At 64.0% G+C, this 20,066-nt stretch carries 18 protein-coding genes; 5 read left to right on the forward strand and 13 right to left on the reverse strand.

Annotated elements, in window-relative coordinates; all coding sequences use genetic code 11:
* The first annotated feature begins 1 nt into the window (after position 1).
* Complete coding sequence (locus C7G41_RS13260; protein WP_199198352.1) at positions 2-1,411, forward strand: HAMP domain-containing sensor histidine kinase; 1,410 nt, start codon at positions 2-4, stop codon at positions 1,409-1,411.
* Positions 1,412-1,430: 19 nt separating this feature from the next.
* Here C7G41_RS13260 and C7G41_RS13265 read toward each other — a convergent pair whose 3' ends face one another.
* Positions 1,431-2,732: a M20/M25/M40 family metallo-hydrolase gene (locus tag C7G41_RS13265; protein WP_199198353.1), complete on the reverse strand. Its 1,302-nt coding sequence runs from the start codon at positions 2,730-2,732 to the stop codon at positions 1,431-1,433.
* A gap of 280 nt (positions 2,733-3,012) precedes the next feature.
* Between C7G41_RS13265 and C7G41_RS13270 the strand changes: the two genes are divergently transcribed.
* Positions 3,013-4,101: a TRAP transporter substrate-binding protein gene (locus C7G41_RS13270; protein ID WP_018459382.1), complete on the forward strand. Its 1,089-nt coding sequence runs from the start codon at positions 3,013-3,015 to the stop codon at positions 4,099-4,101.
* 73 nt (positions 4,102-4,174) lie between these two features.
* On the opposite strand, the gene C7G41_RS13275 is transcribed toward C7G41_RS13270, so the two are convergent.
* The 5 genes from C7G41_RS13275 to C7G41_RS13295 form a co-directional block, all read right to left on the reverse strand.
* The gene (locus tag C7G41_RS13275; RefSeq protein WP_106943020.1) at positions 4,175-5,830 is read right to left on the reverse strand and encodes a TRAP transporter large permease subunit; all 1,656 of its coding nucleotides are present in this window, start codon (positions 5,828-5,830) and stop codon (positions 4,175-4,177) included.
* Between the two features lie 27 nt (positions 5,831-5,857).
* A complete protein-coding gene (locus tag C7G41_RS13280) occupies positions 5,858-6,439 on the reverse strand; it encodes a TRAP transporter small permease subunit (protein WP_106943021.1) in 582 nt (193 codons plus the stop codon).
* A 169-nt stretch (positions 6,440-6,608) separates the two neighbouring features.
* Complete coding sequence (moaA, locus tag C7G41_RS13285; RefSeq protein ID WP_106943022.1) at positions 6,609-7,643, reverse strand: GTP 3',8-cyclase MoaA; 1,035 nt, start codon at positions 7,641-7,643, stop codon at positions 6,609-6,611.
* Between the two features lie 108 nt (positions 7,644-7,751).
* A complete protein-coding gene (locus tag C7G41_RS13290; RefSeq protein WP_106943023.1) occupies positions 7,752-8,252 on the reverse strand; it encodes a hypothetical protein in 501 nt (166 codons plus the stop codon).
* Between the two features lie 132 nt (positions 8,253-8,384).
* Positions 8,385-9,077 (reverse strand): HAD-IA family hydrolase, encoded by a 693-nt coding sequence (locus C7G41_RS13295; RefSeq protein ID WP_106943024.1) that lies wholly within the window; start codon positions 9,075-9,077, stop codon positions 8,385-8,387.
* 177 nt (positions 9,078-9,254) lie between these two features.
* Between C7G41_RS13295 and rpiA the strand changes: the two genes are divergently transcribed.
* From rpiA to gor, 3 genes are read left to right on the forward strand one after another with little or no spacing between them, the layout of a single operon-like run.
* On the forward strand, positions 9,255-9,968 hold the full coding sequence (gene rpiA, locus C7G41_RS13300) for a ribose-5-phosphate isomerase RpiA (RefSeq protein ID WP_106943025.1): 714 nt from the start codon (positions 9,255-9,257) through the stop codon (positions 9,966-9,968).
* Between the two features lie 2 nt (positions 9,969-9,970).
* Entirely contained in the window at positions 9,971-10,489 is a 519-nt protein-coding gene (locus C7G41_RS13305) for a DUF2059 domain-containing protein (RefSeq protein WP_106943026.1), read from the forward strand.
* Between the two features lie 55 nt (positions 10,490-10,544).
* A complete protein-coding gene (gene gor, locus C7G41_RS13310) occupies positions 10,545-11,933 on the forward strand; it encodes a glutathione-disulfide reductase (RefSeq protein WP_106943027.1) in 1,389 nt (462 codons plus the stop codon).
* Between the two features lie 6 nt (positions 11,934-11,939).
* Here gor and C7G41_RS13315 read toward each other — a convergent pair whose 3' ends face one another.
* The 7 genes from C7G41_RS13315 to C7G41_RS13345 form a co-directional block, all read right to left on the reverse strand.
* Positions 11,940-13,079, reverse strand: coding sequence for a hypothetical protein (locus tag C7G41_RS13315; RefSeq protein ID WP_106943028.1), 1,140 nt, complete (start codon positions 13,077-13,079; stop codon positions 11,940-11,942).
* Between the two features lie 333 nt (positions 13,080-13,412).
* Complete coding sequence (locus C7G41_RS13320) at positions 13,413-13,598, reverse strand: hypothetical protein (RefSeq protein ID WP_106943635.1); 186 nt, start codon at positions 13,596-13,598, stop codon at positions 13,413-13,415.
* Positions 13,599-13,661: 63 nt separating this feature from the next.
* Positions 13,662-14,888, reverse strand: a complete 1,227-nt coding sequence (locus tag C7G41_RS13325; protein WP_106943029.1) for a carboxylate-amine ligase — start codon at positions 14,886-14,888, stop codon at positions 13,662-13,664.
* A gap of 19 nt (positions 14,889-14,907) precedes the next feature.
* Positions 14,908-15,735 (reverse strand): class II glutamine amidotransferase, encoded by an 828-nt coding sequence (locus C7G41_RS13330; RefSeq protein WP_106943030.1) that lies wholly within the window; start codon positions 15,733-15,735, stop codon positions 14,908-14,910.
* Positions 15,736-15,827: 92 nt separating this feature from the next.
* Positions 15,828-16,454: an FMN-binding negative transcriptional regulator gene (locus C7G41_RS13335; RefSeq protein WP_106943031.1), complete on the reverse strand. Its 627-nt coding sequence runs from the start codon at positions 16,452-16,454 to the stop codon at positions 15,828-15,830.
* A 74-nt stretch (positions 16,455-16,528) separates the two neighbouring features.
* Positions 16,529-17,995: a PLP-dependent aminotransferase family protein gene (locus C7G41_RS13340; protein WP_106943636.1), complete on the reverse strand. Its 1,467-nt coding sequence runs from the start codon at positions 17,993-17,995 to the stop codon at positions 16,529-16,531.
* 169 nt (positions 17,996-18,164) lie between these two features.
* On the reverse strand, positions 18,165-19,913 hold the full coding sequence (locus C7G41_RS13345) for an MOSC and FAD-binding oxidoreductase domain-containing protein (protein WP_106943032.1): 1,749 nt from the start codon (positions 19,911-19,913) through the stop codon (positions 18,165-18,167).
* Positions 19,914-20,066: the final 153 nt, after the last annotated feature.

The following is a 20,066-nucleotide window of genomic DNA, read 5'->3' on the forward strand; positions in this document are numbered from 1 at the left end:
CGTGGCCCGGATCGGACCTCACGCCGGATTCCGCGCCGGGATCCATGCGAGGTCGCCGACATTCAAATCGCTGATCTGGCGCATCGTGTTCCTGCACATCGTGGCGGTCGCGGTGGTCGCGATCTTCCTGCCGCTGGTGCTGTTCTGGCTGCTCAATTCCGAGATCGACCAGCTGCATCGCGATGCCATGCGCGCGCAGGCCGAGGTGCTGGCCGAGCGGATCGTCGCCCAGCCCGACGGGCTCTTGACGTTCAACCTGCCTGACAGTCTCAAGGGTCTTTATTCGGAAGCCTATGGCCGCTACCAGTACGACATTCGCGATGCCGAGGGGAATCTGCTGTTTTCGTCGCGGCGCAAGACCGGCACTGCCACGGCCGCGCCACCGCCGCTCTCCGAGACGATTTCCGGCGCCGGCGTCACCCGCACCATCGACGGCAAAGTGATGCGTATTCGCGTCGCGGAGGACCTCGGGCACCGCGACGTCATCATCGACGACATCGTGTCGAACTTCTTCCGGCGGGTCGGGTGGATCACCATTCCGATCCTGCTGATCCTGCTCGCCATCGACATCATCATCTTTCGCCGCGCTGTCGCGCCGCTGTGGAAGGCCTCCGAGGAGGCGAGCAATATCGGCCCGGCGCGCACCGACATCCGCTTGCCGACGGAGCAGATCCCGCGCGAGATCATGCCGCTCGTCACCGCCGTCAACCGGGCGCTCGACCGACTCGAGGACGGCTTTCGGGTGCAACGGCAGTTCACCGCCGACGCCGCGCACCAATTGCGCACGCCGCTCGCGATCCTGCGCACGCGGATCGAGACGCTCAGCGACGGCGCTGCAAGGCAGGCGCTGCATGCCGATATCGAGGGCATGAGCCGCATCGTCGCCCAGCTGCTGGAGATCGCCGAACTCGACACGCTGGTGCTCGATCCCGGCGAGACCGCGGATTTGCGCGCGGTCTGCGCCGAGGTGGTCGGTTCGATCGCGCCGCTCGCGATCGCGCAGCACAAGGATATCGCGCTGAGGGGTAGCGAGGCGCCGGTCATGATCCACGGCAATTCCGTGATGCTCCAGCGCGCGATCTTCAACCTCGCCGAAAACGCCATCAAGTTCACGGCAAGGGACACATCGGTCGATGTCGATGTGAGCGAGGACGGCGCCGTGCACGTGCGCGATTGCGGACCGGGAATTGCGGAAGCCGAGCGCGAGTTGATCTTCCAGCGCTTCTGGCGCGCCGACCGCCAGCGCAGCGACGGCGCCGGCCTCGGGCTCTCGATCGTGCGCGCGGTGGCGGATGACCACGCCGCGACGGTTGCGGTGGAGAATCTTCCGGGCGGCGGCGCGCAGTTCACGCTGCGGTTCAGGCTGGCGGAGAAGTCGGGCGACGTTGATTTGAACGGGGTGCGGCACTGACGCTGCACCCTCGCGAGCACTATTTCAGCTTGCCGGTGGAGAGGTCCATGATCATGCGCGTGGTCAGATAAAGCCGCGGCACGATGCTGTTGAGCTGCACGTATTCGGCATCGTTGGAATGCGCACCGAAGCCCGACAGGCCCATACCTTCCACCACGGCTCCGTTGGTCTTGAGCGCGGCAAACGCCGCGTCGGTGCCGCCGCCGGTCGCCTTCTCGTCGACCTTGAGGGACAGTCCGAGCTCTTGATAGATCGTCTTGCCGTGGGCTGCGACGCGGCGTGAGGCCTCGTTGGCCTCCAGCGGCGGACGGCGCACTTCGAATTTCAGGTCGACCTTGGAGTCGGGCAGCAGGTGATTCTTGATCTTCTCCTGAAGCGTCTTCTCCAGCTGGTCGAAATCGGCGACCTTTAGCGCGCGCGCGTCGGCCTGGGCCGTGGCCTCCGCGGGGATCACGTTGCGGTTGGTGCCGGCCTTGGAGACCGTCCAGTTCAATTTCAGGCCCTGTTCTGGTTTGGACAGGTCCTTCATCTGGAGCAGCTGGTGCGAGAGTTCGTACAGCGCGTTGACGCCGCCCTCGGGCCGCGAGCCTGCATGCGACGACTTGCCCTGCACCGTGAGATAGGCCGAGCCGATGCCGCTGGTGGCCAGCCGCAGCGTACCGTCGGTGCCGCCGCCTTCAAACGAGAACACCACGTCCTGATCGGCGGCGAACCTGGTGATGGTGCTGCGCCAGCCCGGCGAGGAGATCTCTTCGTCGCCATTGGTGAGCACCGTGAGCGTGCCGTAATCCCTGAAGCTCAGCTTCTGCAGCAACGCCACGGTATGGAGAATGAGCGCGACGCCCTGCTTGTCGTCGGCAATGCCGAGGCCGTAGGCCTTGTCGCCGTCGATGCGGAACGGTTGATCCTTCAGCATGCCCTTCAGGTACACCGTGTCCATGTGGGCGATCAGCATGATCTTCCTGCTGCCTGTGCCCTTGAATACGGCGTGTACGGCCGGGCCGATCTTCTCGGGCGTGTCGTCCAGGCGATAGACGTCGGTGGGTTGCAGGATCTCTACCGTGCCGCCGAGCTGCTTGAGCTGGCCGGCAACGCGCTCGGCGATCTGGTTCAAGCCTTCGACATCCTTGCTGCCGGATTCGATGCTGACGAGATCGCGCAGTGTGTCGAGCAGCGGCTGCTGCTCCTTTTGCGCCAGCGCATGGATGTCGGCCACGACATTCGCACCGGGCTCCGCATGCGCCGTGGTTGCAGCACATGCCAGCCAGAGCGACGCGATCAACGGACCAACGAGCGATGGAGCAGGGTGCGATCGAGACATGCGCGACGGCCTTAGGTTGGGGGGATGACGCGGTATGCCCGTGTTTCCGGCGCTTGTCACGCGCCCGGCGCACTCGTCAGGCACCGCCCAGGCGGACATGATGTGGAGGGGCAGGGCCGCTGGCCGTCTAAGCCTAAAGTCGTAGGACCGGAGGGCGCTGGAGCTGGGCATTTTCATCCCTCACGTCGTGAGGGATGGAAATCGGGCGACACATGTTCCATGCTGGCCTCCAAGCCTCAACAAGAAGGCCCACCGTCACAATCCATCAGGGTAGGAAATCATGAAAAGACGAGATTTCATCAAGGTCACCGGGCTTGGTGCGGCGGGTGTCGCCACGCTCGCCGCTCCAGCGATCGCGCAGACGACGCCCGAGATCAAATGGCGCATGCCGACGAGCTGGCCGAAATCACTCGATACGCTCTATGGCGGTGCCGAGATGATGGCCAAGATGGTCGCGGAAGCGACCGACAACAAATTCCAGATTCAGACATTTGCCGGCGGCGAGATCGTGCCGGGCCTGCAGGTGCTCGATGCCGTGCAGAACGGCACCTGCGAAATCGGCCACACCGCGTCCTACTATTATTTCGGCAAGGACCCGACCTTCACCTTCGGATCGTCGGTGCCGTTCGGACCGAACATGCGCATCAACCAGGCCTGGTACACACTGGGCGGCGGCAGGGAGATTCTCAACGAATTCTACAAGAAGTACAACGTCGTCTCGCTGCTTGCCGGCAACACCGGCTGTCAGATGGGTGGCTGGTTCCGCAAGGAGGTCAAGACGCCCCAGGACTTCAGCGGGTTGAAATTCCGCATCGGCGGCTTCGCCGGAAAAGTGATGGCCAAACTCGGCGCGGTGCCGCAGCAGATCGCCGGAGGCGACATTTATCCGGCGCTGGAGAAGGGCACCATCGACGCCGCGGAATGGGTCGGACCCTATGACGACGAGAAGCTCGGCTTCGTCAAGGTCGCGCCGCATTATTACTTCCCGGGCTGGTGGGAAGGCGGGCCCATGCTTCTAGCCTTCGTCAACCAGGACAAGTGGAATGCGCTGCCGAAGCACTACCAGAGCATCCTCGAGCAGGCGGGTCATTATGCCAACAACTGGATGATGGCCAAGTACGACCAGTCCAATCCACCGGCGTTGCGGCGCCTGCTCGCCGCCGGCGCCAAGCTGCATCCGTTCTCGCCCGAGGTCATGCAGGCCTGCTTCAAGGCATCAAAGGAGCTGCACACCGAAGTCTCGGCCACCAATCCGGACTTCAAGAAGGTCTATGAATCGCTGACCGCGTTCTCGAACAACGGATATCAGTGGTTCCAGGTCGCCGAAGTCGGCTATGACAACTTCATGGCGCGCAATTCGCAGAGCTGATCGGGCGCGATCGGCCCAAACGAAAGAACCCGGAGCGAAAGCTCCGGGTTCTTTTTTACGGGCGGGCCGGGCGCTATTGCTTCGGCTGGCCGAAGTCGAGCGGCGGCAGATCGATCTGGGGAATGTCGATCTTGATGCTGTTGGGATCGACTGTGGACTGCACGCCCTTGTAGTGCATCACCATCGACGGGAACGTGATCACCAGCAGCACCATGATGAGCTGGATGACCACGAACGGCACCGCGCCCCAATAGATCTGTCCCGTCGTGACCGGCTCCATGCGTTTGCCGGTGACGCGATCGGTATAACGTTCCTTCGGCGCGACCGAGCGCAAATAGAACAGCGCAAATCCGAACGGCGGGTGCATGAACGACGTCTGCATGTTGACGCCGAGGATGACGCCGAACCAGATCAGGTCGATGCCGAGATGCTCGGCAGCCGGCCCGAGCAGCGGGATCACGATGAAGGCGAGCTCGAAGAAGTCGAGGAAGAACGCCAGCACGAACACGAAGGCGTTGACGAAGATCAGGAAGCCGATCTGGCCGCCAGGTAGCGAGGTCAGCAGGTGCTCGACCCAGACGTGGCCGCTGACGCCGTAAAAGGTGAGCGAGAACACGCGTGCCCCGACCAGGATGAAGACGACGAAGGCAGAGAGCTTTGCCGTCGATTCGGTGGCCTGACGAACGAGGTCCCAGGTCAGGCGCCGTTTCATGGCACCGAGAATGAGGGCGCCGGCTGCGCCCATCGCACCGCCTTCGGTGGGCGTCGCGACACCGATGAAGATCGTGCCCAGCACCAGGAAGATCAGGAACAGCGGCGGCACCATGACGAAGGTGGTCTGTTGCGCCATCTTCGAGAGGAAACGGAAGCCCGTCAGCTTGTCGAGGACCCAGTTCGCGATAGCGACGAAGAACGCGAAGAGGATGCCGAAGAACATGCTGAGCACGACGAAGTCGGCGCCGTGGGTCTCCGAATTCCGCATCATGAACCAGCCGAACACACAGCTCGCCAGGAACAGGACGCCGAGCGACCTCAGGCCGCGGTCGCCGCTCTCCTCGCGGAAGCCGATGGCTTCCTTCGGCAGGCCCGGGGCGGCGTTCGGGAAAATCAGGGTCACGAGAAAGGCGTATCCCGCGTAGAGGCCCGCGAGCACGAGACCCGGAATGAACGCGCCCTCATACATGTCGCCGACCGACTTGCCGAGCTGGTCGGCCATCACGATCAGGACGAGCGAGGGCGGAATGATCTGCGCCAGCGTGCCGGAGGCAGCGATGATGCCGGTCGCCATGCGGCGGTCATAGCCGTAGCGCAGCATGATCGGCAGCGAGATCAGGCCCATCGAGATCACCGAGGCCGCCACGACGCCGGTCGTCGCCGCGAGCAGGGCGCCGACGAACACCACCGCGTAGGCGAGGCCGCCGCGGATGGTGCCGAACAATTGGCCGATGGTGTCGAGCAGATCCTCCGCCATGCCGGAGCGCTCAAGCACCAGCCCCATGAAGGTGAAGAAGGGAATGGCAAGCAGCGTGTCGTTGTTCATCACGCCGTAGACGCGCTCCGGCAGGGCCTGGAGAAAGTCCGGGTGGAATTGTCCGAGCTCGACGCCGATGATGGCGAAGAACAGGCCGACGGCGCCGAGCGAAAATGCCGCCGGGTAGCCGAGCAGCAACACGACGACGAGCGTCGCGAACATGATGGGCGCCAGATTGGCGATAATAAACGCGGTCATGACTTCCCCCTAAACCGTCGCCAACGGCTACTTCTTTTCGATCGCTTCGACGAGGTGCTCGACCTCGGCCTCCAGTGCGGACACCTGCGACTCGTGTGGGTCCGGGATCATGCCGCGCATGATCGCGATTCGCTTGATCAGCTCGGAGATGCCTTGAACGAGCAGGAGGGCGAAGCCGATCATGATCAGCGACTTGGCCGGCCATTGCGGCAGGCCGCCCGCATTGCCGGATTGCTCGTTGATCTGGAGTGAGCGCAGGAAGAACGGTACCCCGGTGACGATCATGACGACGGTCAGCGGGATCAGGAAGAAGATGTGCCCGATGATGTCGATGATGTTGCGGACCCGCTTCGGCATCATGCTGTTGAAGATGTCGATCCGGATGTGCTCGTTGTCGAGCAGCGTCCAGGACGCGCACAGCAGGAACACGATGCTGAAAAGCACCCATTGCAGCTCGAGCCACGAGTTGGAGGACGTGTCCAACGTCTTTCGAACGATCGCATTCAGCGCCGAGATGACGACGGCGAGCAGGATCAGCCAAGCCAGACGCTTGCCCGTCCAACGTGTGAACGCGTCAATTCCATTGCTCAGCTTCAGGAGCGCTTGCAAGATTGGTCCTCCCCGATTTGCCCCGGCCGTCTTGACTGCGCCGAGTGGCGCGTTGGCTTGTCTCGCCGCGCAGGCATGAGGCAGCCGCACCAAACCAGCGAGTTTGCCGCCAGTCAATCGGAAGTTTGTTGATAGTTAAGGGGAATAAGCCGCGGCCGGCCAGCCGATGCTAGCCGCCGGTGACGCTCATGTGCCTGCTGACGCTGGGACGGTCGTGGCGGCGGTCGATGATGAAGTCGTGGCCCTTGGGCTTGAGCCCAATGGCGCGGTCGATCGCATCCGCAAGCAGCGAATCGTCGTCCGATGCACGCAAAGGTTTGCGCAAATCGGAGGCATCCTCGTGGCCGAGGCAGGTGTGCAGCGTTCCTGTGCAAGTCACGCGCACGCGATTGCAGGATTCGCAGAAATTATGAGTCATCGGGGTGATGAAGCCGAGCTTGCCGCCGGTCTCGGCGATGCTGACATAGCGCGCCGGCCCGCCAGTGCTCTCGGCCAGATCCGTCAACGTGAATTGCTGGGCGAGGCGCGCGCGCACCAGCGACAGCGGCAGGTATTGATCGATTCGTCCCGATCCGATCTCGCCCATCGGCATGACCTCGATCAGCGTCAGCCCCATGCCCTTGCCGTGGGCCCAGCGCATCAGGTCGGGAAGTTCGTCCTCGTTGAGGTTCTTCAGCGCAACGGCATTGATCTTGACTGCGAGGCCCGCAGCGCGTGCCGCCTCGATGCCTTCCAGCACCTTGTCGATCTCGCCCCACCGGGTGATCTCGCGAAACTTTAACGGGTCGAGCGTGTCGAGCGAGACGTTGATGCGGCGGACGCCGCAATCGGCGAGCTCGCTTGCGTATTTCGCAAGCTGGGTGCCGTTGGTGGTCAGCGTCAGCTCGCTCAGCGCGCCGCTCTTGAGATGCCGCGACAGCGAGCGCACCAGTGTCATCACGTTGCGGCGGACCAGCGGCTCGCCGCCGGTGAGCCGCAGCTTCTTCACGCCCTTGGCAATGAAGGCCGAGCAGAGCCGATCGAGTTCCTCCAGCGTCAGCAGGTCCGCCTTGGGCAGGAACGTCATGTCTTCCGACATGCAGTAGAAGCAGCGCAGGTCGCAGCGGTCGGTGACGGACACGCGCAAATACGAGATGGTCCGCCCGAACGGATCGGTCATCGCGCTCGACAGCGCGGTGCGGGGGCTCGCGGAAAGTCCGTTCATACCAGATGCCTTGTCACTTGCGGCGACGGGAGCAGCTTTGCTTGCGCGGCGCCCTGGACGCAATCTAAGCATCGGCGGCGTCAGAGACAATTGGGGGGATAACGGAGATCAGCGCTTGCCCGCGTTCGGATCGGGAAACGGCGAGCCCGCGGCCGGTGCGGCAGCAGCAGCCGGGGCAGCGGCGGGCGCCGCCGGTTTCGGCTTCTTCGGCCGGTGCGGCTTGCGGACCGGTCTTGGCGGAGTGCTCGGCTGAAGTTCCGCAAAAACCGGGTTGGGGTCAGTGGTGACCGAGGCGGGCGTAGTAAAATCGCCGGGATTCTTGATGACGTTCACCGGCACGCTCGCTGGCTGGTATTTTGGCAGCGCGAAAGCGACCGTGAAGGGGGCGTCGGGGGCGGGAACCGAGACGGAGCAGGGGGTCTTGCAGCTTGCACCTAGTGAAGTCGTGGCGTCAGCACCCGGGGGGTTGGATTCGAGCCGGACCTGGACGGTCGGCGGGGCCGATTTGAACATGTCCCAGGAAGTCGAAGACATCGAGGAGCAGCCGCCAAGACTTGTTGCTCCCAGGAGGCTTACCCCTGCTAACGCAATCGCGATGACACGACGCATGACCACCCACTCTTACTGCGACGAACCGCCACATCCCGCGCGAACTTAGGAGCGTCGTTCCATGCAAGCAATTGGCGGGCCGCGCATAGTTAGCAGATGGTTAATGCGGGTCTGCGAAATAGGCAAGTGATATCAATTGCTTGAGGGGGGCTGCACAGTCATCAGGCTGAGGGCTGCGGCCGGCAGGTCGCGCATGTGATGGATCAGCCGGTCCGGCTTCAGCTCGGCGATCGGCACGTCCGTATAGCCGAAGCTGACGCCGATCACGGGAACTCCGGCGCGCCGGGCCACGCCGACATCGGGTCCGGCATCGCCGACCATGATGCTGGCTTTGACGTCGCCGCCGGCCCGCGCCACCGTTTCGCGGAAAATGGTCGGATCGGGCTTCTGGACGCCAAAAGTGTCGGCGCCGCAGATCGCTGCGAAGCGCCGGCTCAGGTCGAGCTGGTCCAGCAGGCGCTTCGACAGCCATTCCAGCTTGTTGGTGCAGACCGCGAGGCGATGGCCCTGGGCCGCAAAATGGTCGAGCGCGGCCTCCAGCCCCTCGAAGGGACGGGATTCGACGGCGATATTGTCGGCGTAATAGGCGATGAAATCGGCCGTCATCCGGTCCATGTCGGCAACCGTGACGCTGCGGCCCTCGGCCTCCAGCCCCCGCTCGATCAGCTTGCGGGCGCCGGCGCCGATCATGTTACGGGCTGAGGCCATCGGCACGGGCGGCAGCCCTTCGCGGTCGAGCACGTAATTGAGCGCGGTGATCAGGTCGGGCGCCGTATCCACAAGGGTGCCGTCGAGATCGAAGACGATGGTGTGGGAGGAGGTCATGGTCCAGCGCTACCGGCCCGGCCCCGCCCGCGCAAGGGCCGAAGCCATAAGATCACCTTATAAGATCGGTCCGGAAGCCTGTTCCCCCAGACCCTGTTCTCCGAGGGAAAACGAGGCTACACAGGCCGCCGCGAGCCTATCCGGCAGCCACACTCATAATTCAGGGACGGCGCAAACGTGAACATGGACCAGTTGAAGCGGCAGGCTGCGGCGCGCGCCCTCGAGGACGTCCGTGACGGCATGCAGCTCGGGCTCGGCACCGGCTCGACCGCCAAACATTTCGTCGAGCTGCTCGGCGAGCGGGTCCGCGCCGGACTGAAAGTGATCGGCGTGCCGACCTCCGAGGCGACGCGCCTCGATGCAATGCGCTGCGGCGTGCCGCTGACCACGCTGGACGAGATCGACCATCTCGACATCACCGTCGACGGCGCCGACGAGATCGACCCCGAACTCAATCTGATCAAGGGCGGCGGCGGCGCGCTGTTGCGCGAGAAGATCGTGGCGGCCGCCTCGGATCGCATGATCGTGATTGCCGACGACACCAAATGGGTGCCGACGCTCGGCCGCTTTCCGCTGCCGGTCGAAGTCATCCCGTTCGGGCTCGGCGCAACGCGTCGCGCGATCGAGAAGGCGTTTGCGGAATGCGGCGTTTCCGGGCAGATGGCGGTCCGCAAGGGCAAGGACGGCCACGTTTTCGTCACTGATGGCGGCCACTGGATCGTCGATGCCCAGCTCGAAAAGATTGAGGATCCCGCCCGCCTCGCCACGGCGTTGAGCGCGATCCCCGGCGTTGTCGAGCATGGTTTGTTCATCGGCTTGGCCAGCTCGGCTGTTTTGGCGGGTGGCGATGGAATCCGCGTGATTGAACGGCGAAAGCCGAAAGGAGACTAGGAATGAAGAGCGTTTTGAAATTGTTGCCGGTCGCGACTCTCGCTGTGGGACTGGCCTTCTCGGTCGCCCCGGCCGCGGCCCAGCAGGCAGCGCCGCCGAAATCGTCACCGGCAGCCGTCGCGGCGGCCAAGGAGATCCTGACGATCAAGAACGCCAGTGCGATGTACGCCAACGCCGTGCCCGGCCTGGTCGATAAGACCAAGATCGCGCTGATCCAGCAGAACCTCAACTACCAGAAGGACCTCACCGAGGTCGCCCAGATCGTCGCCCAGCAGCTCAAGGGCCGCGAGAGCGAAATCGGTGATGGCATGGCGCAGGTCTATGCCAGCGAGTTCACCGAGCAGGAGCTGAAGGATCTCGTCACCTTCTACAAGTCGCCGCTGGGCAAGAAGCTGATCGAGGCCGAGCCGCGCGCCATCGGGCTGAGCATGGCCTTCATGAACTCCTGGGCCCAGAACTTCTCCGAGACCGTGATGGGCAACTTCCGCGCCGAGATGCGCAAGCGTGGCAAGGAAATCTGACAGTCCCTATCTGATCAGAATCCGGATCATGTTCTGAAAGAGGTCGGAGTGGACAATGGCTGAATTCGACGTCGACCTCTTTGTCATCGGTGGCGGTTCGGGCGGCGTGCGTGCCGCCCGCATCGCGGCCGGTTACGGCGCCCGCGTGATGATCGCGGAAGAGTACCGCATGGGCGGGACCTGCGTGATCCGCGGCTGCGTGCCGAAGAAGCTGTTCGTCATCGGCTCGCATTTCCGCCATGAGATCGAGGACGCCGCCGGTTTTGGCTGGACCGTTCCGCCTGCGACCTTCGACTGGCCGACGCTGATCGCCAACAAGGACAAGGAGATCGCGCGTCTGGAGGCGGCTTATACCGCCAATGTCGAGAAGTCAGGCGCGCAAATCGTCAAGAGCCGCGCGGTGATCGAGGACAAGCACACCGTCCGCCTGCTCGAGAACGACAAGAAGATCACCGCAAAATACATTTTGATCGCTACCGGCGGCGCGCCCAATCATGGCGCTCCGATTCCCGGCATCGAGCACGTGATCTCCTCCAACGAGGCGTTTCACCTGACCAGGCTGCCGAAGCGGATCGTGATCCAGGGCGGCGGCTACATCGCGCTGGAGTTCGCCGGCATCTTCGCCGGCTTCGGCTCCGACGTCACGGTGATCTATCGCGGCGACAACATTCTTCGCGGTTTTGACGAGGATGTTCGCGCCCACGTCCGCGCCGAGATGGAGAAGCAGGGCATCACCATCCTCACCGGCTGCACGGTGGCGAAGGTCGATCGCCACCGCGAGGAATTCACCACGCATCTGTCGAACGGATCGAGCCTCGCCTCCGACCAGGTGATGTTCGCGATCGGCCGCCATCCCGCCGTCGCCAATCTCGGCCTGGAGAAGGCCGGCGTCGCCATCAACCCGCGGAACGGCGGCATCGCGGTCGACCATTTCTCGAAGAGCTCGGTCGACAGCATCTATGCGATCGGCGACGTCACCCATCGCTTCAACCTGACGCCGGTCGCGATCCGCGAGGGCCACGCGTTCGCCGACACCGTGTTCGGCAAGCGCGAGGTGCAGGTGGATCACGCCAACATCCCGACCGCCGTGTTCTCGCAGCCGGAGGTCGGCACCGTCGGCCTCACCGAGACCGAGGCGCGCGCGCAATTCAGCCATGTCGACATTTACAAGACCACGTTCCGCCCCATCAAGGCGACGATGTCGGGCCGCGATACCCGCGTGCTGATGAAACTCGTCGTCGACGGTTCAACCGATCGCGTGCTCGGCTGTCACATCGTCGGCGATGCCGCGGCTGAGATCACGCAGGCGGTCGCGATTGCAGTGAAAATGAAGGCGACCAAGGCCGATTTCGATGCGACGATCGCGTTGCATCCGACCGCGTCCGAAGAGCTCGTCACCATGCGCACACCGACCGCACGCCACGTCCGCCAGGCGGCGGAGTAACTCCGCTCAGCCGTAGAGGTACCCGACCGGCTTGCCCTCGGTGCGCAGGGGACGGATGTCCTTCTGCGTGATGATCTGACCAGCGAGGCCGTCGATCTCGTCGCGTTGCGTCGGCGTCCAGCTGCGGAGGTCGTTCATGCCTTTGAGAAGGCCGAGCCGAAGGACCTGCGTGTTCTCACCGACACCGACGAGGCTTGTGGCGTTCTTGCCTGCCGTCACCACGTCTCCGGCCGTGAGCTCAAAGCTCTCGCCAGACTTGTTCCTGAATTCGGCCGTGCCGCGGATCACGCGGTAGATCACGACCTCGCCCTTGGCGAAACATGTGGTGTCCGCTGCCGCCGATGTGCTCTTGGGCAAGAGCGATTGGCCGCGCGGATCGGTCGCGATGATGTGGCCGGTGACGAGATGGCCGCTCGGGACTTCGATCCCGATATCGCGCACGTAAACCGGCATGGCCGATTTGACCGGGCTGTCGGTGAGAGGCTTGAACAGCGCATCCAGCGCCAACGGGTCCTGGAGCCAGAAGCCTGCGTTCGCAGGGCGATCGTGCAGAGAGTGGCTCCAGGCCACCCGTGGCGTCTCGTCTTCGTTGATCTGATCCGGGCCGACAATAGTCGGGTTTGGAAAGGTCGTCGGATCGGTGATGAAGGCTTCGAGGAATTTGCCGGAATAGCCCATCGAAATCGGATCCGGCGCCACCGTTTGTGGTGTCTTCAAATTCTCTTCGGTCGACAGTCCCGACCAGGTGTAGAACAGCTGGCGGTGCACGATCGCGCTTTGCAGCATCACCGCGCCGGGGCCAACATTGTAGAAGCGCCCATCATAGTCGAAGGTGAACGCGCCCGAGGTGACCAGTACGAGCTGAAAGCCGCCCGGCGGCAGATGAAGATGGAAGTCGGTCGGGCCAGTGTCGGGAAGGTAGATCGGCAGATTGGTCGCGACCTCGTGCAGCAGGAAGGTTTCGTTGTTGGCGTGAAAGCCTTCGTTGGCGCGATTGTAGAGGGCCTGCGGCCGGTACGTCGCCTCGAACTTCGCATTCCGGTCGCGGTCGATCGCCACAAAATCCTGAGCGTTGAGGCGGAGAGGCGCGCCGTCCGGACGGGTGAGGCCGGTGATTTTGAGATCGCCGGCGGCATGCACGTTCATGGCATTCTCCGATCTGGCCCGCTCACCCTCTCTCGGCGCACGCATCTTGCCGCTCCAATCGGGAGCGCAGGGGATCAGGACTGATGCTGCCTTGCGAATTTTGGGCCAATCGAGGTGCTGCGCGGTACGGACGCTTTGCGACTCGCCGCCACGCGAAGAAAAATTGAGGTTGCACCTGAGGTTAGATGACACGCTTCACCGGCCTGCATGGCCATGTTCGCCCAGTCTGCGAACCTGGCGGCGAGACGTGTCTTGTCTAATTTGTCGGCATTCTGGCGCGAACGTGCAGCTGCGCCGATCAGGAGAAGTCGGCGGCCGGGTGTCTGAAGCCGTTCATTCGAAAGATCGACGGACGGTCCGCTCGGGCTTGCCGTACGGGCTGTCAGCCCACTTCGCCATGTCCACTGCACGCGCCTCGATGAGCTCGCACCACAGGCAGCTGAGCTCCGCGCGCCCTTTGGCCGAGAGCATCGGAATGAGGCCATGGCCACAGCCGGCGCAACATTTGACGCGATTCATGGTTCTCTCCGCGACCTTCCGCATTCAGGAGCGGCATTGTTGCTCCCGAAGCTTGCGCGGGCGCTATGAGGGCGCTGCGACGCCAACGGCCGGGGCGCTCGTCCCCGAGATCGTCGAGTCTGCGATCCAGCGCGACACGGCGGCGATGTCTTCCGCATTGTCGCGGAAGGCACGAAGCTGGAATTCAGCCGAGCTGCCGCGCTCGACGATGGTGCGGCAGTGTTCGACCTCGGCGGCGCAGTTCAGCGCGGCGGCGTCTTCGGCGATGTCCTCGATCACGCGGGAGAGCAGCTCGGAGATCTCGACCGGCCCGTCCTTGGAGGCAAAGATGCAATCGGTGCCGTAGCGCTGGGCGCGCCATTTGTTCTCAACCGCAATCGCGCGTTCGACCGCGGTGACCTCTTTCGACAGATGAGGTCGCAGGTAGAGATAGCGGGTCAGGCAGCGATACAGCGAGGCAATGGCAACGGCGTCGTCGACGAAGGTGCAGGTATCGGGTGCACGCAGCTCAAGGGTCGGGTGCTTCATCGAGGGGCGCATGGCCCACCAGATGTGACTTTCATCGGGGATCACGCCCGATCGCTGCAACGCGCCGACATAGTCGTCGTAGTCCCGCCTGCTCTCGAACAATTCGGGCAGGCCGGTGCGCGGCAGCTCGGAATAGGCGGCCAGCCGATAGCCCTTCAGTCCGGTCTTGTGTGAATTCCAGAACGGGGAAGAGGCCGACAAGGCGATGAACAGCGGCAGATGCGGCAGCATCGCTCGCATCACCGCCATGCGTTTTTCGGGATCGGGCAGCTGGACGTGTACATGCATGCCGCACATCAGGTTGCGGTGGCCGATGCTGCGCAGATCCTCGATCATCTCCTCGTAGCGCGGCTTCGGGCTCGGTTGCGACATGCGCCAGACCGCGGTTGGATGCGTGCCACATGCCATGATCACGAAGCCGTATTGTGCCGCGACATTCGCGACTTCCCGGCGCAGGAAGCGAAGCTCTTCGCGCGCGTCGTTGACATCCACGTGAACGTTAGTGGCGACCTCGAGCTGGGACTGCAGCATCTCCCGCATCGCCTGGCCGCCGGTGGACCAGTTCGCCGATTCGAACAGGGCATTTGGAGTTTCGATCGCAACGTCCAAGGTTTGCCGATCGGCGAGGAAATATTCCTCCTCGATGCCGAACGAATATTCCGCGGCCTTGCCGCGTCCGCCGGCCGAGCGAATCACGAGGTGCTGACTGTCCTCGGAGGAATCGAGCCGCAGCAGCTTCAAGACGTCTGATGCAAATGTCATCGTGCCACCCGGCCAAGTATTACCCGCGGGCGATAATCCTTCTGATAGGGGCGGGTTCCGCGTCGGACCCACTGGAAATTGCAAGGTCGAACGGAACAATTTTCGCGCTTTCGGACGCACGTGCGACCAGTGCGTGATTCGGGGGCACTTCCGTCCAGTCCGTTTCCTTGTCGAAAGGCTCGGACACGACGATAACCTCGCCGCCAGCCTCGCGGAAATAGAGCGTATTGGCGGCATCGTTGACCGCAACCCGGAAGGCATAGAGATCCCGGCCGTTGGCGATGGCGCTGGTGAAGCGTAACCGCTCACGAAGCTCGCCTTCATTGACGAGGCCGACGAGGGCTCGCAGCACGCGGTGCGTTGCGCCGAGCGGATCGACGTCGAGCCCCGCGCCCATCATGGCGAGAAACACGGCTTCCGAATCGGTCGTGCCTGTCCGCGAGGGATAATAGGCATCGGGGATCAGCGCCTCGACCTTGCGCCGCAGGCGGTTCCAGCTGCCGACAAAGCCGTTGTGCATGAACATCCACTGGCCGCAGGCAAAGGGATGACAGTTCTGCCGCGTCACCGCCGTGCCGGTGGCGGCGCGCACATGGGCGAAGAACAAATGCGAGCGCAGATGGCGGCAGAGGTAGCGGAGATTCTCGTCCGACCAGGCTGGGCGTGTTTCACGATAAAGACCGGGCTCCGGATGCTCGCCGTACCAGCCGAGTCCAAAGCCGTCGCCATTAGAGCCCGCCGTCGACTGGAGCGAGCGAATGCTTTGCGCGATCAGCGAATGCTCGGGCTCGGTGACGTAGGGTTCGAAAGACGTGGTCTCGCCCCGGTATGCGATCCAGCGGCACATAGGAATCCTGTCAGGAGATGCTTGCTGAAATGTATCAACGAACCTGACAGGACGATGGTTCCCGACAGCGAAAGTCGGGAACCAGGTGGCCACTACACCGGAACCGGAATCAACAGCGCAACCTCGCGATCAGCTGCATTCTCGCTCGCTGCGAGACCTCGTCCGACGCCGACGCGGTCGGCCTCGGGACGGTTCTGGCTCATTTTGCGCTTGCCTTCAAACCGCACGACTGGAATGCGCACGCCGACGATTCCGCGCAGCTGCGCCGCGATGAAATCGGCGGGGGCATCCGTAACGGCCCACGGCTTGGCCCGCGATCCTTCGTGCCTGTTCGTGAGCCGCGTTACGACGTCGAGCAGGCGCTCGGGCTGCTGGAAAAATTCGACGGGGCCGTAGGCATGCACCGCGACGTAGTTCCAGGTCGGCACGACCTTTTCGGTCTCCTGCTTGGTCGCGTACCAGGATGGCGTCACATAAGCGTCGGGACCGCTGAAGATCGCCAGCGCATCTCCGATCGGCGGCAGCTTCCATTGCGGGTTGGCCTTCGCCACATGTCCGTACAGCACGCCAGGCTCGCCTTCGCTCTCATCGAGAAGGAGCGGCAGCGGCGTGGCGACCGGGCCTTCGGTGGTAGCCGTGACCAGACTGGCGAGGCGGGCGCCGTGGATAGTCGCCCGGATGCTCTCGATGTCGTCTTTGAAGGCGGGAGGGATGTACATGGTCTATCTCCGGTGTTGGTCTGGAGATAGCCGGAATCTGGTCTGCAAAAAACTGCCAGTTAGCGTCTATTTGATCAGTCCAGTTCGGCGACGGCCTGTGCGAGAAGCCTGCAGCCGCGCTCGATCTGTGCGACCTCCAGTGCCGAATAGCCCATGACGAGGCCGACCGTCTTCCGCGGTCGACGAGGTCCGACGAACAGTGCCGAGACGGCATAGATGCCAACGCCCTTTGCATGGGCCGCCTTGATCAACGCGTCCTCACGCTTCTGCGGCAGGTCATCGAACCACGCCACGATGTGCAGGCCGGCGGCCGTGCCCTCGATCCGGACGCGATCCCCGAACCGGCGGCGAAGCGCGTCGAGCAGCGCCCGCTGGCGTTCGGCGTTGCGCCGACGCACGCGCCTGATGTGGCCGTCATAGGCGCCGCTTTCGAGCATCGACGCGAGAGCGTGCTGTTCGATCAGCGGCGTGTGCCGGTCCATGATCTGCTTGGCGGCGGCGAACAGGGATCGCAGGGCGGCGGGCGCCACCAGATAGCCGATCCGCAAGGTCGGGGAGAGCGTCTTGGAGACGGTGCCGAGATAGATCACGTTGCCGCCGCCGTCGAGCGCGTGCAGCGGCGGGATCGGCCTGGTGTCATACCGATACTCGCTGTCGTAATCGTCCTCGATCACGAAGGCGTCGTTTGCCCTGGCCCAGGCCAGCAATTGGTGCCGGCGTCCGATCGGCATGACGCCGCCGAGCGGATATTGGTGCGACGGCGTGACATAGGCGAGGCGGGCTTCGACGCCATCGAGCCGCGCTGTCTCCAGTCCATCCACGTCAACGGGAATCGGGATCGTCTCGGCGCCCGTCGCCGCAAAAGTATGCCGCGCCATCTGATAGCCTGGATCCTCCATCACGAAGCGGTCGCGGGCGTCGAGCAGCAGGCGCGCGCAGATGTCGAGGCCCTGCTGCGAGCCGTTCACGACGACGATCTGATCGACCTCACAGCGGACGCTACGCGATCGCCAGAGATAGCCCTGAAGCGCAGTCCGCAGCCGCAGAGCGCCGCAGGGATCGTCATAAGCCAGCCGCTCGGGCTTGCGGGCCATCGCAGCGGTCACGGCCTTTTTCCATGCCTGCACCGGGAAATCCGACGGCGCGAGCTCGCCATAGCGGAAGTTCGCGACGAGGCCGCGCGGCGGCTCGGTCCAGCGCGGCGGGTCCTGAAGCAACCGGTCCCCGAAGGCCGACAGCCGCATTTTCCGCGCCGACGGCTGCGACGCGACGCGCTTGCGTCCCCGTTCGACGACGGCGCGAGCCACACGCGGCCGCGCGCCACGGCGTGTCTCGATGAAGCCTTCGGCGGTGAGCTGTTCGTAGGCCACGGTGACGGTCGAGCGCGCCACGCCCATCTCACCGGCCAGCGCGCGCGAGGACGGCAGCAAGCCGTCGATCCCGTACACCCGCGTCATGATCTGATCCCGCAGGGCTTCGTAAATCTGGCGCGCACCCATGCGGTCGGCACGGGGAACGGGTTTGCTCTTCATCTGGATCATCCACATTGCACGCTGGCATTCGCCCGAGCGGACGATGTCGGAAGTGGTTCTAATCCCGTTCGCCGATCGTTTCGAGTAAGCCTTGCCGTAGGGATGAAATGCTGCTTGCGGCCCTGGTCTCACAGCGCCCTGAGGCCGGCGCACTGTCTCGCATCATGAGTCTCCACTTTCACAGATCAATCACGACATCGCTTTGGGGCCGTGAGCAGCAGATCAGGACGTTGCCGTCCGCCGGTGGATCGAGGGGATCCGGCGCATAATTGACCGCCCCCGCGATCAGCCCGCTCTCGCAATTGTGGCAGACGCCGGTCCGGCACGACCAGCGCACGGGAACGTCGCACGCCTCGGCCAGCTCCAGCAGGCTGGCATAGGATGGTCCCCAGCAGACATTGAGGCCACTGCGGGTGAACGAAACCATCGGTCCGGGGCCGGGGGCGCCGACCGGCGCATGCGCGCGCGTCGGAGGCGCAGCAGCGATGCCCGGTGTCAGCGATGGCTTGCTGCCGAACAGCTCGGTGTGGATGCGATCGGGCGGGACGCCCAATGCAGCGAGGCCGGCGGCGAGATCGCTCATGAAGGCGGCGGGGCCGCAGAGATAGAAATCACCGTCACGCGGTACATCGAGCTGTTCGAGCAGGCGCCGGTCCAGATGTCCGGCGGTGTCGAAATCGACGCCGAGACGATCGGCCGGATCAGGCACGCTGAAGCAGACGTGGCTGTGATGGTGAGCGAGCCCCGCCAACAGCCCGCGCGCCTCGGCGGCGAACGGATGCTCGCGGCCGTTGCGGGTGCCGTGCAGCCACCAGACGTCTTGCGTTGCGCCTTGCGCAGCGAGCGCGTGGAGCATGGCGAGCACCGGGGTGACGCCGATGCCCGCGCTTAGCAGGACGACGGGCCTGGCCGCCGGTCGTAGCGTGAAACTGCCGCGTGGCGCGCCGAGCTCGATGACGTTGCCAGTCTTGAGCTCATCGGCGACATAGACGCTGGCCGCGCCGTGCGTCTCCCGCTTGATGCTGATGCGGTAGGACGCGGCGTCGGTGCGGCGCGACAGCGAATAGCTGCGCGTCATCGCAGACGGGCCGAGCCGTACGACCACGAACTGACCGGGCAGGGCGGCCGCTGCGGGCTGTCCATCGGCGGGTTCGAGGATCAGCGACGTCACGTTGCCGCTTTCCGCGATCTTGCGCGTCACGCGAAAGGAGCGGAATCCGCGCCAGGCGGGAGCTGGGCTCGCCGACGGTCCAAGCCCGGCGTTTCCCGCGGTCTTGTTGTCCTTCTGCTGCTCGAGCAGCGCCTCGAAGGATCGCTGCCAGCCGCGGCTCAGCGCCGGAATTCGCAGCGCGCGCTCAAGGCGGTCGCGCGGATGCGGCGGCATGTAGAGCAGCGCATTGATCTCGAACACGCTCATACGCTCGGGCCCGGCTGCGACCTGATTGATCTCGTCACCGGCCTCGACGTCGCCCTCCTCGATCACACGGAAATAGAATCCGGGCCGGCCGTGCCTGACGAGCAGGGCCGCCATGTCCGGCTCGTCCATGCGAATGCCGAGCCGGTAGCAGGTGACGCGCGGCTGCGTCACTTCGAACAGGGCAGAGCCGATCCTGTAGCGGTCTCCGATGCACACGTTGGTGTCGGCGAGGCCCTCGACCGTAAAGTTTTCACCGAATTGGCCATGGACGAGGTTCGATCGACCGAGATGCTCCTGCCAGTATCGATAGGATTCGTCCTGATAGACGAATACGGCACGATGTTCGCCGCCATGACCGGCCGTATCGCCCTGGCCGTCGCCATCGATGTTGAGCCGGCGCACCCTGCGCGGACCTGTGACCTGTGCCTTCCAGATGCCGGTGTGGATGGTCCGGCCCTGCCAGGCGACGTCGCGCGGCAGGCCGACATTGACCGAAAGCAGACGTGCCATTGCGTGTTCCCAATCTCTCTGCGCGGCTCTGCAACATCTTGCATCCGGAGGGCGTTTTTGGCTCGTTAGTCGTTGTTAGAGGTTGCGAGCAAGTCTTGTCACCGGCGGCCTGCACGCCGATCTGAAATGGCGTAACGAGAACGCAGTCGGGAA

The organism is Bradyrhizobium sp. MOS002 (genome assembly GCF_003020115.1).
GTDB lineage: Bacteria > Pseudomonadota > Alphaproteobacteria > Rhizobiales > Xanthobacteraceae > Bradyrhizobium.